The sequence below is a fragment of the Mesorhizobium sp. M7D.F.Ca.US.005.01.1.1 genome (genome assembly GCF_003952545.1).
GTDB classification, from domain to species: Bacteria; Pseudomonadota; Alphaproteobacteria; order Rhizobiales; family Rhizobiaceae; genus Mesorhizobium; species Mesorhizobium loti.
Map to the genome: position 1 here is coordinate 5455617 of NZ_CP034453.1, position 14278 is coordinate 5469894.

Annotated in this window: 17 protein-coding genes; 8 read left to right on the forward strand and 9 right to left on the reverse strand. The window is 63.6% G+C overall.

Features of this window, described 5'->3' with window-relative positions; translation table 11 throughout:
• Window positions 1-94: 94 nt before the first annotated feature.
• The gene (locus tag EJ076_RS26440; protein ID WP_126069829.1) at window positions 95-823 is read left to right on the forward strand and encodes an SDR family oxidoreductase; all 729 of its coding nucleotides are present in this window, start codon (window positions 95-97) and stop codon (window positions 821-823) included.
• Window positions 824-839: 16 nt separating this feature from the next.
• Here EJ076_RS26440 and EJ076_RS26445 read toward each other — a convergent pair whose 3' ends face one another.
• Together EJ076_RS26445 and EJ076_RS26450 are read right to left on the reverse strand one after the other, a co-directional pair.
• Window positions 840-1814: a LysR family transcriptional regulator gene (locus EJ076_RS26445; protein ID WP_126069830.1), complete on the reverse strand. Its 975-nt coding sequence runs from the start codon at window positions 1812-1814 to the stop codon at window positions 840-842.
• 16 nt (window positions 1815-1830) lie between these two features.
• Window positions 1831-2736 carry a S1C family serine protease gene (locus EJ076_RS26450; RefSeq protein WP_109660572.1) on the reverse strand — a complete coding sequence of 302 codons (906 nt, stop codon included), beginning with the start codon at window positions 2734-2736 and terminating at the stop codon, window positions 1831-1833.
• A gap of 233 nt (window positions 2737-2969) precedes the next feature.
• Between EJ076_RS26450 and yghU the strand changes: the two genes are divergently transcribed.
• Complete coding sequence (gene yghU, locus EJ076_RS26455; RefSeq protein ID WP_126069831.1) at window positions 2970-3836, forward strand: glutathione-dependent disulfide-bond oxidoreductase; 867 nt, start codon at window positions 2970-2972, stop codon at window positions 3834-3836.
• A gap of 48 nt (window positions 3837-3884) precedes the next feature.
• Here the strand turns inward: yghU and EJ076_RS26460 are convergent, their stop codons facing one another.
• The 3 genes from EJ076_RS26460 to EJ076_RS26470 all read right to left on the reverse strand — a co-directional run bounded on the left by EJ076_RS26460 (window position 3885) and on the right by EJ076_RS26470 (window position 6063).
• Window positions 3885-4679, reverse strand: a complete 795-nt coding sequence (locus EJ076_RS26460) for a hypothetical protein (protein WP_126069832.1) — start codon at window positions 4677-4679, stop codon at window positions 3885-3887.
• A gap of 302 nt (window positions 4680-4981) precedes the next feature.
• Window positions 4982-5284, reverse strand: a complete 303-nt coding sequence (locus EJ076_RS26465) for a DUF1236 domain-containing protein (RefSeq protein ID WP_126069833.1) — start codon at window positions 5282-5284, stop codon at window positions 4982-4984.
• Window positions 5285-5844: 560 nt separating this feature from the next.
• A complete protein-coding gene (locus tag EJ076_RS26470) occupies window positions 5845-6063 on the reverse strand; it encodes a hypothetical protein (protein ID WP_245462889.1) in 219 nt (72 codons plus the stop codon).
• Window positions 6064-6306: 243 nt separating this feature from the next.
• On the opposite strand from EJ076_RS26470, the gene EJ076_RS26475 reads away from it, so the two are divergent.
• The 4 genes from EJ076_RS26475 to EJ076_RS26490 all read left to right on the forward strand — a co-directional run bounded on the left by EJ076_RS26475 (window position 6307) and on the right by EJ076_RS26490 (window position 9077).
• Entirely contained in the window at window positions 6307-7047 is a 741-nt protein-coding gene (locus EJ076_RS26475) for a sulfotransferase family protein (RefSeq protein WP_109661387.1), read from the forward strand.
• 212 nt (window positions 7048-7259) lie between these two features.
• Entirely contained in the window at window positions 7260-8318 is a 1059-nt protein-coding gene (locus EJ076_RS26480; RefSeq protein WP_164548737.1) for a DUF535 family protein, read from the forward strand.
• A 210-nt stretch (window positions 8319-8528) separates the two neighbouring features.
• Window positions 8529-8735, forward strand: coding sequence for a hypothetical protein (locus EJ076_RS26485; RefSeq protein ID WP_126069836.1), 207 nt, complete (start codon window positions 8529-8531; stop codon window positions 8733-8735).
• Window positions 8736-8810: 75 nt separating this feature from the next.
• On the forward strand, window positions 8811-9077 hold the full coding sequence (locus EJ076_RS26490) for a hypothetical protein (protein ID WP_126069837.1): 267 nt from the start codon (window positions 8811-8813) through the stop codon (window positions 9075-9077).
• Between the two features lie 321 nt (window positions 9078-9398).
• Here the strand turns inward: EJ076_RS26490 and EJ076_RS26495 are convergent, their stop codons facing one another.
• The 4 genes from EJ076_RS26495 to EJ076_RS26515 form a co-directional block, all read right to left on the reverse strand.
• A complete protein-coding gene (locus EJ076_RS26495; RefSeq protein WP_126069838.1) occupies window positions 9399-10640 on the reverse strand; it encodes an amidohydrolase family protein in 1242 nt (413 codons plus the stop codon).
• A gap of 319 nt (window positions 10641-10959) precedes the next feature.
• A complete protein-coding gene (locus tag EJ076_RS26500; protein ID WP_126069839.1) occupies window positions 10960-11511 on the reverse strand; it encodes an isochorismatase family protein in 552 nt (183 codons plus the stop codon).
• 80 nt (window positions 11512-11591) lie between these two features.
• Entirely contained in the window at window positions 11592-12044 is a 453-nt protein-coding gene (locus EJ076_RS26505; protein WP_126069840.1) for a hypothetical protein, read from the reverse strand.
• 63 nt (window positions 12045-12107) lie between these two features.
• Window positions 12108-13676: a WD40 repeat domain-containing protein gene (locus EJ076_RS26515; RefSeq protein WP_164548738.1), complete on the reverse strand. Its 1569-nt coding sequence runs from the start codon at window positions 13674-13676 to the stop codon at window positions 12108-12110.
• Window positions 13677-13911: 235 nt separating this feature from the next.
• Between EJ076_RS26515 and EJ076_RS26520 the strand changes: the two genes are divergently transcribed.
• Together EJ076_RS26520 and EJ076_RS35895 are read left to right on the forward strand one after the other, a co-directional pair.
• Entirely contained in the window at window positions 13912-14001 is a 90-nt protein-coding gene (locus EJ076_RS26520; protein WP_109660553.1) for a putative RiPP precursor, read from the forward strand.
• 188 nt (window positions 14002-14189) lie between these two features.
• Window positions 14190-14276: a putative RiPP precursor gene (locus EJ076_RS35895; protein ID WP_109660551.1), complete on the forward strand. Its 87-nt coding sequence runs from the start codon at window positions 14190-14192 to the stop codon at window positions 14274-14276.
• Window positions 14277-14278 lie beyond the last annotated feature (2 nt).

Below are 14278 nucleotides of genomic sequence, written 5' to 3' on the forward strand. Positions count from 1 at the left end.
ATTTCCGATAGCGCTATCGGTTTCTTCCGTTTCCTTCTGTCGCGCCGAACTGCCAATCCCTGCCCTTGTCCATTCAAACAAAAGGCAGAGCGAAATGAACATCTCGGACCAGAAAATCCTGATCGTCGGCGGCGGCTCCGGCATGGGTCTGGCGCTGGCCAGGCGCTGCCTTGAGGCCGGCATCGAGGTGATCATCGCCGGGCGTGGCGAGGATCGGCTGCAACAGGCGCGCGAAGCGCTGGGCAATCCAGCCGACCTGGATGTGGCGACCGTCGACGTCACCCGGGAAGACCAGGTCGCCGCACTTTTCGCGCGCATCGGCGGGCTCAACCACATCGTCAGCACCGCCGCCGACATTGAAGGCGCCTACCAGCTGTTGCCGGAGCTTGACCTGAAGGCAGCGCAAAAGGTGGTTGAGAGCAAGCTGTATGGCCCGCTGCTGCTCGCCAAGCACGGCGCACCGCGGCTGGCAGCGACCGGTTCGATGACCTTCGTTTCCGGCATTGCCGCCTACCGGCCGGCCGCGCGCGGTTCCGTCGTTGCATCGGTCAATGCGGCGCTCGAAGGGCTGGTGCGGGCGCTGGCCGTGGAGCTCGCGCCGATCCGCGTCAATGCCGTGTCACCCGGCTGGGTCGACACCACGATCTGGGCGCAGGTGGCCGGCGATCGTAAGGACGAGACGCTGGCCGCGATGGCCGAGCGGCTGCCGGTCGGGCGGATCGGCCAACCCGACGACATCGCCGACGCCATCGCCTTCCTGATCGGCAATGGCTTTACGACGGGAACGACGCTGCATGTCGAAGGCGGCCACCGGTTGATCTAGGCCGCCGCTGCTTCCGTCAGGAGTTTTTTGCAAACAAGGCCTTGGAGCGGTTAGCCGATTCAAGTCCTGAACCGGTCCTGTCGGGCGACGCAACCGGCACCAGCGTGTCGCGCGCGGCAGTGAGCAATTGCTTGAGCGCCGGCGGCTGGACGCGCCGGCGTCGCCAGATCATCGCCAGCGGCGCCGTCTGTGCCTGGCCGGGCCATGGCAGTTCGACGATATCGCCACGCACGAGCGCGTCTGTGACGGCTAGGCGTGGAACGAGGCCCAACCCCGCGCTGGCCGCCACCAGCCGTACTATGGCGCCAATGCTGCCGACTTCGGCGGCAAGTTTTGGTGCGGCAACACCCGCCTCGGCAAAGGCCGTGTCGAACATGTGCCGGTAGATGCATCCGGGCTCCGTTGCCACGAAGGAGAGCGTGGCACGCGCTGCCAGGTCATGCTCTGCGCTGCCCTGCCCCGGAGCCGCGACCAGCACCAGCGGTTCGGCCGCTATCGTGCGCCTGGCGAAGCGTTCATCGGCGGCGTTCTTCTCCACATCACGGCGCTCGAAGCAGAACGCGATATCGATCTCGCCATCCTCCAGCTGGCGCAGCAGCACGCCGCTGCCCGCCACCTTCATCCGCACGGTGATGTCGGGATGGCCGGCCTGGAACGCCGGCAGCCAGGGCGCCAGCCGGGCGGACGCAATCGTCTCCAGCGCGCCGATGGTCACATGCCCGCTCGTCCGTCCGGCCGCAGCCTGCACGGCCGCGCGCGCCTCGCCATTGAGCCGCAACAGGTCCTCGGCGATCGGCTTCAGCGCCAGCCCCGCCGGCGTCAGCTCAAGGCCGGACTTCGTGCGTGTGAACAGGGCCGCACCGAGCTCCGTTTCGAGCGTCTGGATCTGGTCGCTGACGGTGGATTGCGCGAGGTGGACCGTCTCGGCGGCACGCGTGATGTTGCGGCTTCGCGCCACCGCCAGGAAGGTCTTGAGCAGTCTCGGATGCATGGCGTGGCTGACGCGCCTACTGCAGCTGTGGCTTCTTGAGAAAGCTGCCGCGGTCGGCCGACTTGACGCGCAGCCAGGTTTCGCGGCCGTCGCGCAGCACCCGCATCGGGATCTCGGCGCCGGCCGAGCCGCTCTCCCACAGCTTGCGATAGAAATCGGCCAGCCCATCGACCGCGCCGTCGCGGATGTCGGAGATGATGTCGCCCTGGCGCAGGCCGGCCTTGGCCGCCGGGCCGCCTTCGGTCACGCTCATCACCACCACCTTGCCGTCGCTTTCGGCCGACAGGGCGCCGAGCCACGGGCGCGGCGGCTTGGCCACCTGGCCACGCGTCAGGAGATCGTCGAGAATCGGCGGCAACAGATCGATCGGCACCACCATGTTGATATCGGCGACTTCGCCGTTGCGGCTCATCTGCAGGCGCAGCGAACCGATGCCGAGCAGCGAGCCATCGGCGCCGAACAGCCCGGCGCCGCCCCAGGACGGATGCGCCGGCGCAATGAAGATCGCCTCGTCGAGCAGATACTCCCAATAGCCGGCGAATTCCTGCTTGGTGACGATCCTGGCCTGCACCGACTGGCCAATGCCGTCGGCCAGCACGACGGCGTCGCCGATCCTGGCCTTGCCGGCATCGCCCAGCGCCACGGCCGGCAGGCCGAGCGGCGCCAGCGCCTGCACCAGGCCGAAGCCCGATTCCTGGTCATAGGCCAGCGCGTGCGCGGGGATGACGCGGCCGTCATGGCTGGTCAGCCAGACCTCCTCCGCTTCGGTGATGAGATAGCCGATGGTCAGCACCAGCCCGTCATTGCGAATGACGACGCCGCTGCCTTCCCTGAGCGTGCCGAGCGCCCCGGCCGTAAAGGCATCTTCGGGAACGGTGGCCCGCACGGCAACGACCGAGCGCGGATTGGGATTGATGGTCATGCTTTTGTCCTGCGATGCAATGCTCTGGCGACGCGATACCTCTTATACCTATGCCGCATGGGAGATGGTGCAAGGGGGGTGGTGCTGACCTCATCCCCCGAGCAGGGCAAGCTCCGTGCAGCGGCGGCATAAAACAATAGTTCAACGCAAGTTGAACTTCCCCATCCGCAGCCCTAGCTTTAGGTGGACCTGCCCATCCTTTCCCCAAGCCCCCCAAGACACGAGGCCCCGAGATGACCGAATACACCCCGCCGAAAGTATGGACCTGGAACAAGCCGAGTGGCGGCGCCTTTGCCAGCATCAACCGGCCGATCGCAGGCCCCACGCATGACAAGGAACTGCCGGTCGGCAAGCATCCACTGCAACTCTATTCGCTGGCGACGCCGAATGGCGTCAAGGTGACGGTCATGCTGGAGGAGCTTCTGGCACGCGGCCACACGGGCGCCGAATATGATGCCTGGCTGATCAGGATCAACGATGGCGACCAGTTCGGCAGCGGCTTCGTCGAGGTCAACCCCAACTCCAAGATCCCCGCTTTGATGGACCGCAGCGGCGCCACACCGGTGCGCATCTTCGAATCCGGCTCGATCCTCGTCTATCTCGCCGAAAAATTCGGCGAATTCCTTCCCAGCGAACAGCCGGCACGCGCCGAAGTGCTGTCCTGGCTGTTCTGGCAGATGGGCTCGGCGCCGTATCTGGGCGGCGGCTTCGGCCATTTCTACGCCTATGCGCCGGAAAAGTTCGAATATGCCATCGACCGCTTCTCGATGGAGGTGAAGCGCCAGATGGACGTGCTCGACCGTCGGCTGGCCGAGACTGAATATCTCGGCGGCAAGGACTACTCCATCGCCGACATGGCGGTGTGGCCCTGGTATGGCGGGCTGGCGCTCGGCCGCATGTACAATGATTCCGCCGAGTTCCTGTCGGTGCAGGAGTACAAGCATGTGCAGCGTTGGGCGAAGGCGATCGACGCCCGCCCGGCGGTCAAGCGCGGCCGCATGGTCAACCGCGCCTTCGGCGAACCGGCCCTGCAGCTGCATGAGCGCCATGACGCCAGCGACTTCGACACGAACACGCAGGACAAGCTGGCGGCCGAGTGAGCTGAACGGCGCGCCGACCTCGCTCTCCTGTCAGGGAGGTCGGCGGCTTCAACCCGCCCGCCTCGTGTCGACGGCCGACATCCACAGTCCGTCGATGTCGGCAAGAAACGTCTCGTCGATCTCGTCGAGATGGTTCCAGTACATGCCGTCCTCGTAGAAATAGCCGAGGTCCTTCTCGATCTCCTCGGCCTTTTCGGCCTTGTCGAGCCGGATGCTGCCAAGAATGTCCGCCTTCATGTCGGCAATCCGCGCGAGCGAAAGGCCGCCAAGCGCGTCGAAGGCGAGCCTGGGAAACACCAGCCGGCTGCGCGGCAGGTCGGACAGATTGATGCACAGGCAGCCGTGCTTCAGCGCCTGGACAAGCAGGCGCGCCGACTTGGCCTCGAGGTTGCGCAGGGTGACGTCGTCGCGCAACGGATCGGGCCGGCCAATGCCATAGAAATGCGTCTTGTCCGGCCGGTCGTAGATCATGTCGCAGCCAAGGAATGCCAGCACATCGGGCTTCTGGCTGTGAATGGTCCAATAGGCAGCGGTCAGCGCCATCGTGGCGCCGGCATAGACGAAGCCACCGAAGGCGTTCTGCGCCGGGACATACTGCGTGGCGCTGAATATCCGAGCCTGTCGCAAGGTCGCGTCGTGGGGCAGCCGGTCCGACGGAAAATCGCCGGAATGGACGAGGAAATCCCAGTCGGGGCGCACTCGCCAGGCATTGTTGATGGCGACGGTCCGGCTGAACGCCTGCTTCGGCCAGGGCTCGCAACGCACCGCGTCGGGCGCGCTGCCAAGCAGAAGCAGGATGCGGGGTGCGTCATCGCGAACAGTCTCGATGGGCGGGATGGTCATCGAAGGGCTTTCAGGTCTCGGCCGAAAGGCCGGCTGCACATCGATATATGCCGGCTCGCGAACGTTCGCGCGCTGCAACCCTGCACCCTGGCGGACGACTTTGCCAGCCCGATGCATGCGGCCGATCGCGCAGGCCGAGGCGATCGAGGCACAGCCTGCCATGCGAAGACGCAGGGCAAACAGCCGCCGAACAGCCGATAAAGCCGGCCTCAAGAAGAAAGCCCGCCACCGACGCGGTGTCGGGGCGGGCTTTTCCCAAGGCAAGCCTGGCGTGGCGCGGGCACCCCCGCGTCAAGCATCAATCAGTGCAAGACTTCAACTATCTGATGGGTATCGGGATCGACCAGGACGGTCTGGTCGTTGATCACCGCGACGCGATACTTGACGTTGGGCACTTCGCGCAATTCAACTGTGTCCGGCACCGGCGAGCCGAGCTTGAGCTCGACACCCAGAAGGTTCACCGACGCCAGCGGCTGCTTCTTGACGTATTCGCGAACGACCGTCTCCTGCTCCGGCTGGACGACGACGACATTTTCCGCCACGGCCACGCCCATGCCGCCCATCAGGACGACCGCGGCCGCCGCACTCTTAAGATAAAGTTTCATAACCATCTCCTACAGGTTGAATTCAAATTCCGCCCTGCATGGAAACTCCATCACCGGCATGAGGTTCCATTTCAAATTCAGAATTCAAACATCACATGATCGGCCATAATAGTGATCGTGTGCTGATCATATATTCAGATTCGGGCGCGAGAATGGCTAAAACCTCGCGTATAAATTGCGTCATTCGGATTGGATATTAATGCGGAGAGCGCATAAAGCTGCTGGCGGTACGGCAGCCACAACGGCAAGCGCCCGTTTATCTGGAAAGGCGGCAGCCGGCAGCGACTGGACCGGCCTCTATATGCTCAATTGCCTTAGCATCAGCTAACGTAGAGCAGGCCATGTCGTTCCGGCCGCTGGTCTCAGCATCGCAGGAAAGCTCCGCACGAAAAAGGCCCGCTCTGCCGGGAGCAGAGCGAGCCTTGAACGGCGCCGGTGGAGGTGGCAGCCTCACCCGGTCACGCCAGGAAAACGCGAAGCGTCAACACTGGTTCCGACCTTTGAGTTCTTGTGCGCACAGCGAATGAATGGGCCGTTTCAGCGAACCCGAGTGCCCGGCCTCAAAACCAGACACCGTCGCGATGCAGCGGCGGGACAGCGTCGACTGGATCCTGGCTTGTCGCGGCATGGTGCGCGCGCCTGAAGATCAGCCTCACGACGAGCACGAAGTAGCCGACCTGCACAACAAGCAGCGTCACGATCATCCAGGCAAATGCCTCCCAGAAAGAACTGGTGGCCATATAGGTCCAGACCGCGACAATGACGGCCGTGGCTGACATCCCCACAAGAAACTGTCCAAAATACATCGTTCCCCAAAATCGTCGAAACCGCCCGGTTCCAAACGACTCCCTGCCAAATTCCCGTTACCCGCGGACAACGTTCCATTATTTTAGCAACTTCGCAACTATGTGATCGCCCGTCCGGTACGCGCGCTCGAAATTTGTTGCGCGCCGGCCTGGTCGGGAGCAATTTGATGCTCACGGACTGGGGTAACGAAGAAAACAAGTCCGGGGGATGGGGAAATGACGCTCAAACTGATCGGGGCCGGTTTCGGCCGCACTGGCACGTGGTCGACCTTTGCCGCGCTGAACAGGCTCGGCCTGCCTTCCTACCACATGCAGGAAGTGATCATGAACAAGGCCAACAAGGGCCATCTCGATTTCTGGCGCAAGGTGGCCAACAGCCCGGCGGGCAGCCAGCACGACTGGAACCGTGTGTTCGCCAACTATACGGCCACCGTCGACAATCCTGGCTGTTGCGTGTGGAAGGAACTGATGGCCGCCTACCCCGACGCGAAGGTGTTGCTGACGCTCCACCCGCGCGGCGCCGAAGCATGGTATGAGAGCACGATCGACACGATTTATTTCACCGAGACTGTCTGGCAGTTCAAGATCCTGGAATGGCTGACGCCCTTCGGCCGGAAATTCGGGGACATGTCGAGCAAGCTGGTGTGGGGCCGCACCCTGAAAGGCGTGATGGACGACCGCGCCAAGGCGGTGGCGCGCTACAACGCCTATATCGAGGAGGTGAAGGCGGCGGTGCCGCCGCAAAAGCTGCTGGTCTACAAGGTGACCGAAGGCTGGGGCCCACTTTGCGAGTTCCTCGGCGTGGCACTGCCCAACGAGCCCTTCCCCAACCTCAACGACCGCGAAACAATCAAGAAGATCATCCGCGACATCATCAAGGGCTCCTACATCATGCTGGGGCTGGCGATCGCGGCGATAGTGGCCGTGGTTGCGGCGCTGTGGTGGTGGCTAGGCTGACCTCCAGGCCGTCGGCAACCCAGATCCAGTCTTTGCCCGGCGGGCATGGGAACAAGCGCCCGGGAACCAGGACATGGGAGGAAGGAGACAGGCGACACTCAGCCACTCTGATGTCTTGCGCCATAAAGCGCCTTCCACGCATCCCTGCAATGTCCACGTAATGCCCCGGAGTTACCCCCACCGGCGAACGATCCAGCCGTGTGGGATGCATCTTGACCATCGAAACGAGCAAGCGTGCCTGGCTGCACGAGACTGTCGGCGTCGTCAGCCAGATCCTGGGCCTCTGCAGGCGCCTGGGCGTCGGGCAAGCCCGGGTGTTCCTGACCCGGTTCGCGTTGAAGCCAGTGAGCTTCTTCAAATGGTTCCGCTTCCTGTCCAGCTTCCGGCGGCGGCATAGGCTGGGCTGCCCCAATGACGATCTGTTGCGCAAGAAGCCCTACAAGTTCTTTGCCCTTGGTCTGTCAGGTCATCGCGGCTTCGATCTTCTGGCCGACCACTTCAATCTGGCGGCGGCGGGCCTGTCGCGAGAACTGCTGGAGGCGGCATGGCGCGGGCGGGCGATGGATATCGGCATGGTGAACGGGCGGCGCGATGCCTATGGCTTGAGCATGCTCCTCTCCGTCCATTCAGGCAGCAGCCACGAAGGCGCCTTCTCGATCAAGCTGACGCGGCAGAGCGACCGGCTCGATCTGGTTACGCTGAGCTTCATCCTCTACCGGATGGGCAACAGCCGCTACACGGTCGCCATCGGCGGGATCCAGGGCAGCCGGGAGTCTCGACGCGCCGTCATCGACGCCACGCGCGACCTGTGCGGCCTGCGCCCGAAGGATGCGGCGCTGCTGGTCATCGAAGGCATCGCGATCGGCGGCGGCGCCGGTCACTTTCTCGGCGTCTCCGACGCCAGGCACACCATCAATTTCCGCACACCGCAAAAGCGCCTCGGCAAGCATGCGGACATGGATGAATACTGGCTCGACCGTGGTGGATGCGAAGGCGGTGAATTCGGCTTCGCGATGCCGGTGCGGAACCATGATATCTCGCCACCGCTCGGCCGGCGCGAGTCCTGCAAGTTCGAATTCCTGACTATCGGCAGGACCCTGTTCGAACCGCGGCCCGCCTGCGCCGAGACGCAGACCGGCCCGCCGAGATGTGACGGCGTGTTGTCAATCGCTTCGGGTGTTGCCAAAGCCACATTTTCCATGCCCGAATTCTTGGCGAAGACGCTTGGCCGGCTAAGTTTTTTGCCCGAGCGTTATATCAGTTCTGACTAAAATAATGGAACGCCCAATGGACATTGCCGGAACTGAACAGGGCCCCTCGGACTTTTGCGTTTGGCATCTAAGACCTTGGTCCTACAGTAAAAAGCAAAAGTCCGACGTGACCGATTGAAGCCCGGACAAGGGAACATCGGGGCCTGCTTGTCGTTTGTCGCGAAGGCTCCGGCATGACAACAGCCGGCGCCCAATTCGGAGAACAGCGCGATGCCCCATCGGTCCACCATCATCAAGACAGGCCACGGCCCGGGCACGGCGATTGCCGTGCTTATGGTTGGATTGATGGCGGTGGGCTTCGTGTTCCTCTTTCTGGGCAGTTCGCTCTACTTCAGCGAGCCGCCCTCGGATCAACGCGCACTGTCTTCCCCACCGGCCCGATCGATCCAGGCGGCGGATGGCAGAGCGGCAAACTGATCGCGTCCGCACCCACGGAACAAACAGCCGTCTTTCGAATTGGCATAAGCAACGACTAATAAAGGAGGATCCATAGTGAAGAACTTCATTCTTTCGGCCCTAGTCGCCATCTCCGTCGTGTCGCCCACGATCGTCGCTCCGGCGCAAGCCGCCAGCCTCGTCATCACGACGGACAACGGCGATACGGGCATGGGCCGTCATCATTGGCGTCGGTATCACGACCGTGATCATCATTGGCGAAGGCATCACGACCGCCATTGCTTCGTGAAGGTCAGGAAGCAATGGCACCATCACCACTGGGTGGTCCAGAAGGTGCGCATCTGCGACTTCGACCGCTTCTGAGCGATGTCGAAATTACCGCCGCGCGAGGGTCATCGCAGGCTTCGTCTGGACGGAAGAACCTTGTCCATGGCCGCCGTCTGGAGCGCAGCGGTCGTCATGCTGGTCCTGATGGTGGCCGGAACGGTCGGCTTCTGACGCCTGACAGCCTTTTATCCACCGAAGAGGTTTGACGGCGCTTGCATTAATATTAGAGACGGCGAATATAGAAAATCGGCCGGCGACCGCCAGAAGCCGGCCGGGCCCGGCGAGCCTCCCTTTGCACCTGGCCGCCGGGCCATTTTTCTCGCTCGCCGTTTTCACGCGCCGGCGATGCGGCACGTGTCAGTGCGTCAGCATCTTGCCATCCTTCGCCACCGCCCTGCCCCGGCGATAAACCGTCCGCGCCTTGGGCACCGCCACCACCGCCTCGGGCACATGCTGCGCCGACAGGGTGACGAAGTCGGCGCTGGCGCCGACCGCAAGGCCATAGCCCGCCAGCCCCAGCGCTTTTGCCCCGGCATGGGTCACCATGTCGAAGGCGGCGGCCAGTTCGTGGTCCTCGTAGAAGCCGGAACGGTAGCCGATCATGTTGGCGCGGCTCAGCATGTCGCCATCGCCATAGGGCCACCAGGAATCGCGGATGTTGTCGGAGCCGCTGAACACGGTGACGCCGGCTTCCCTGAGCGCCGCCACCGGCGGGAAGGCGTGATTGCCCGGTGCATTGGTCATGATTGCAACGCCGCAGGCAGCCAGCATCTCGCCGGCTTTCAGCAGGGCGTCGGTTGGAATATCGCCCAGCCCATAGGCATGGCTGACGGCGACGTTACCTTGCATGCCCAGCGCCCTTGTCCGCGCGGCGATCTCCTCGACCTGGAACAGGCCTGATGTGCCGCCATCATGCAGATGGATGTCGACGCCGGCGCCGTGTTTTTGCGCCAGGCCGAATACCACGTCGAGATGACCCTTCACGTCGCGGTCGAAGCTGGCGGGGTCGAGCCCGCCAATCAGGTCGCAGCCGAGCTTCAGCGCCTCTTCGAGGAGCTCCGGCGTGCCCGGCGAGGCCAGGATGCCGCTTTGCGGGAAGGCGACGAGTTGGATGTCGATGAGGTCGCGATACTGTTCGCGCACTGTCAGGATCGTTTCCAGATGCGTCAGGCCGACCGAGCCGTCGACCATGACATGGCTGCGCATGGCGAGACTGCCATGGCCGATGCAGAGCTCGAGCTGGTTCTTCGCCCGCTCCGCCATCGGGGCGGCGGCGGCCAGATTCCTGGTCTGGAAGGCGACACGCTCGCGCACGTCGAAACCATTGGTGCAAGGGATGTGCGGACGCCAGGCATCGCCATAGAACGACGTGTCGAGATGGATATGGCCCTCGACGAAGGCGGGCACGACAAGCTGGCCCCCAAGATCAACAATGGCAAGATCAACAATGCCAAGGTCGATGCCGGCGAGGTCCGCCGAGGACGCCTTCTGGACCGGCATGATGGCGCTGAAGCGCCCGTCGGTCACGGTGAGGTCGACCAGCGAGCCGTCGGCCAGCCGGGCGTTGAGGAAAATCGTCTGTTCTTTCAAGGGCGCCATCCATTGGTTTGGAGCGCCAGTGGTCGCCGCTCGCCGGCTGGCGGTCAATGCGGCAGGAAAAGAGAAACTGTTTCGCGGCACGCCGAAATCCCGGGTGCCGAATCCGCACTTTGGCCCCGGCCTATTCCGCTTTCGCGGAAGTTTCGACCGGCGCGCAATATGCAATGCTGCTAATGCGGCGGTACGAGCCGCCCTGGTTGACGCGGGCGCCCGAGCCATCCCAACAATGCGCCCCCCCCGTCCGCGTCGACCACGGCAGCCGCTTGGCGCGACTATGCGATCCGCAAAGCGACAGCCTGCCGTGACCTTCGTTGCCGCTTCAGCCGCCGACCAGCGCCTTCGTCGTCACCAGATTGACGCCGGCTTCAGTGAATTCGCCATTGTGCCTGATGATGACCTGCTCGGCGCTCTCGCTGGCATTGTCCAGCGTGCTGTGGGCGTCGGAAACCACGGTCACGCCGAGCCCTCTGGCCATCGCGCCCTTGACCGTCGCCGCCACACAGTAATCGGTCTGCGCGCCGAGGATGACGACGGCACCCGCACCCCGCCCGGCCACCCAATCGCCGAAGGCGGGATTGCTGAACGCATCGCGCACGGATTTGGCAAAGGTCGGTTCGTCCGCCGCCTGGCCGAGTGCCGGCCACACCGGCCAGCCCGGCTCACCCGGCGCCAGCGGATCGCCTTCGGGTCCGTCATGCCTGATAAAAGCGACCTTGCGGCCGCCGCGCCGCGCCCAGCCGATCACCGCCTTGGTGCGCTCGACAATATCAGGCGCATCATGGATCGGCGGCTCGTGCACGCCGTCGAACATGCCGGTCTGGAGATCGATGACAATGAGCGGCGCTTTGTCTGGGAGGCTGGCAGCTGACATGGTTTTTACATAGCATGGCGAGGGAGGCGATCAAGGATTTCGGAGTGACTGTATTGTCGCCTTTTGGCCTCGCCACTCGATCAATGGCTCCGCAAAACATAGAAACCGAAAAGAAATCCTGCACCAAGAACACCTACGGCGACGGCAAACAACACCAACGCGCCAGCAATGCGGCGAACAGCTGCCATCGATTGAATGCCATACTGCGAGCTGCTGATCTCACAAATTGTTCGGCGGGCCAACTTGAGAATTTCGACGGCAATGACGGCTGCTGCCGCAAAAACAAGGAGTACTGCCAGCATTTTCAACGTTGGCGGATGATTATAGACACCGACAACCGCCTCGCCGAGTCGGTAAAGGAAAAACGGAGCGTATCCTATGGCAGCGAAGACGCCGCCAAGCGCAAAGTAAGTGACCAAGCGCCAAGGCCATTCTGGAAGCCAACGCTTGCCGGCCAGTTTTCGTGCGCGATGGTCTAGCGCTGCAAAGCAAATACTGCCGGCAATCCAGCAAAAGCCGATCCACCAATTCATCCAAGCGTCTTATCGGACCAATCGTTAGTTAGCGATTAAACAAACCTGCTTGATCTTCCCAAATCACTCCGGCGCACCGGCAAACAGCACCACGCCATCGCCGCCGGTGGCCGGCCAGTCGCGGATGGTGCGGTCGTTGCCGCCGGTCAGCACCGTGCCGTCGGCGGCGAAGGCCACCGCGTAGATCGGGCCGGTCTGGCAGTCGAACATTGCGATCTGGTTGCCGGTGTCCATGTCCCACAGCCGCGCCGTGCCATCGAGCGAGCCGGAGACCAGGTGCTTGCCGTCGGCCGACAGCGCCAGCGCATAGACGGTGCCCTCATGGCCTTCGAAGCGGCGCACTTCACGGCCGCTGCCGAGATCCCAGACCTTGATCGTGGTGTCGCCGCTGCCGGTGACAAGATGGTGCTCGTCGGCGGTGAACACCGCGCCATAGGTGCCTTGTTCGTGCCCGTGCCAGCTGCGCAGCTGCTTGCCGGTCTCGATGTCCCAGAGTTTCAGCGTGCCGTCGATGCTGCCGCTGAGGGCATGCTTGCCATCGGGCGAGACGGCGACGGCGCTGACCGACCAGTCGTGCCCGCTCATGACGTGCAGCACCGCGCCCTTCTCGAGGTCCCAGACGATGACGTTGCCCGTATCGTGCCCACTGACGGCGCGCTTGCCGTCGGGGCTGATCGCCAGCTTGTTGACGCCGCCATTGCCGCCCGACGAGAAGACATGCAGCACCGCGCCATCGGAAAGTTTGCGCTGCACGATCTCGCCGTCGTCACCGGCCGTCAGCGCGCTGACGCCATCGGGCATGAACAACGCCGTGCGGGCCATATCCTTGTGGACGCCGAGATTGCGGATCAGGTGCTTGCCGGCCATATCCCAGAGCTTGATCGTGTGGTCGGTGCTGGCGCTCATGATCGAGTGCCCGTCGGGCGCCACCGCCAGCCAGACGACCGCGTCGCGGTGGCCCTCGGGCTGCGTCGGCAGCGGTGGCGGAGCCGGCGGCAGCGGCGCCACGGTGGGCGGCGGAATGACCGCGACCTCCGGCGGCGTCGGTGGCACCAGCGCAGGCGGGGTCGGCGGCACGGGTGCCGCAGGCGGATTGGCGGCCTCTGGCGGCGGAGCGGGCGGCGCCAGCGGGGCAACTGGCTCCGGCGCCGGCGGCACGCTGGCGACATCCTGCCCCTTGGGCTCGTTGGTCTTCGGTTCAGGGATTTTTGGTTCGTTGGCCTTGGGTTGGCTTGGCGAAGCCACCCCATCGCCCGGGCCCTGCGCCCGCCACAAGACCTGGTCGGCCAGCAGCGTCAGCACGGCAATCACCGGCAAGACAAGGAAGGCGCGCCGCAAGGTCGGCCGGCCCTTGGGATCGATCTCGGCGTCGCGGCCGAAAAGCAGCGTCCCAGTGGGATGGCGCGGCCGGCCGGGCAGCAGCCCGGCCCAGAACAACAGGGCGCCAAGCAGGCAGAGCGCACCCACCGCCAGAAACACCACCGGCCACAGCGTGGCCGGACCATGCAGCATCCGCACCATGCCGCTCCAGGTGAAGTCCCTGCCGCCCAGGAGCAGATATGTGCGCACCAGGCAAGCCATGGCTGCCGCCAGCAGGGGAAGCGCAAACAGCCTGTCAGCCAACCTGTCCATCGGATTTCTTCCCCCGGGGCGTTTATTGGTGGCCCTGGCGACGTACGGTCGCCCGCCGCATGGTGCAATGGTCGAGACTACCAGCGGCGCGCTCCTATCGCCAAGAGCCCGCCGCCCCGACAGTTCGTGCGGAGCGAAGGGCTCGCGCCTTTGCCGACGCTCGCATGCCTTCCGGCTTGGTTGACACATGTCGCCAGTCTGCCATCATCGCTAAAGGGATTCAGGAGAGACCGCGATGAAGAAGACTTACGCCAAGCCGACCTTCGTCAGGAAGGGCAAGCTTTCAGCCATCACGGCAAACGGCCCGAGCAGCCCCACAATATAATCCCGGCGCATTCTGGCTGGCTGGATCGAGCCGGCCTTCCGGACGGAATTGCGTAAAACAAAGAATTGCAGACCGAGCACTTTGTCGCTAGCCTTTGGATTTATTGCAGATTATTGCCTTCAGCCCGCGGGGTTGACAGATGGCCGCAGTCTGCGATCATCAAGCTGGGATTTTAGGAGAGCCTAAAAATGAAGAAGATCTATGTGAAGCCTATTCTTTTGAAAAAAGGCCGTCTTTCGGCGATCACGGCGGCAAACGGCGCCTCGATATCCTGATT

Bases quoted from the DNA above. Each gene is read 5' to 3' on its own strand.
- EJ076_RS26500 (WP_126069839.1), bottom strand. From the start codon at position 11,511: ATGTCAGCTGCCAGCCTCCCAGACAAAGCGCCGCTCATTGTCATCGAT.
- EJ076_RS26450 (WP_109660572.1), bottom strand. From the start codon at position 2,736: ATGACCATCAATCCCAATCCGCGCTCGGTCGTTGCCGTGCGGGCCACC.
- EJ076_RS26470 (WP_245462889.1), bottom strand. From the start codon at position 6,063: ATGTCAGCCACGGCCGTCATTGTCGCGGTCTGGACCTATATGGCCACC.
- EJ076_RS35895 (WP_109660551.1), top strand. From the start codon at position 14,190: ATGAAGAAGATCTATGTGAAGCCTATTCTTTTGAAAAAAGGCCGTCTT.
- EJ076_RS26495 (WP_126069838.1), bottom strand. From the start codon at position 10,640: ATGGCGCCCTTGAAAGAACAGACGATTTTCCTCAACGCCCGGCTGGCC.
- EJ076_RS26460 (WP_126069832.1), bottom strand. From the start codon at position 4,679: ATGACCATCCCGCCCATCGAGACTGTTCGCGATGACGCACCCCGCATC.
- EJ076_RS26440 (WP_126069829.1), top strand. From the start codon at position 95: ATGAACATCTCGGACCAGAAAATCCTGATCGTCGGCGGCGGCTCCGGC.
- EJ076_RS26515 (WP_164548738.1), bottom strand. From the start codon at position 13,676: ATGGACAGGTTGGCTGACAGGCTGTTTGCGCTTCCCCTGCTGGCGGCA.
- EJ076_RS26485 (WP_126069836.1), top strand. From the start codon at position 8,529: ATGCCCCATCGGTCCACCATCATCAAGACAGGCCACGGCCCGGGCACG.
- EJ076_RS26520 (WP_109660553.1), top strand. From the start codon at position 13,912: ATGAAGAAGACTTACGCCAAGCCGACCTTCGTCAGGAAGGGCAAGCTT.
- yghU (WP_126069831.1), top strand. From the start codon at position 2,970: ATGACCGAATACACCCCGCCGAAAGTATGGACCTGGAACAAGCCGAGT.
- EJ076_RS26465 (WP_126069833.1), bottom strand. From the start codon at position 5,284: ATGAAACTTTATCTTAAGAGTGCGGCGGCCGCGGTCGTCCTGATGGGC.
- EJ076_RS26475 (WP_109661387.1), top strand. From the start codon at position 6,307: ATGACGCTCAAACTGATCGGGGCCGGTTTCGGCCGCACTGGCACGTGG.
- EJ076_RS26505 (WP_126069840.1), bottom strand. From the start codon at position 12,044: ATGAATTGGTGGATCGGCTTTTGCTGGATTGCCGGCAGTATTTGCTTT.
- EJ076_RS26445 (WP_126069830.1), bottom strand. From the start codon at position 1,814: ATGCATCCGAGACTGCTCAAGACCTTCCTGGCGGTGGCGCGAAGCCGC.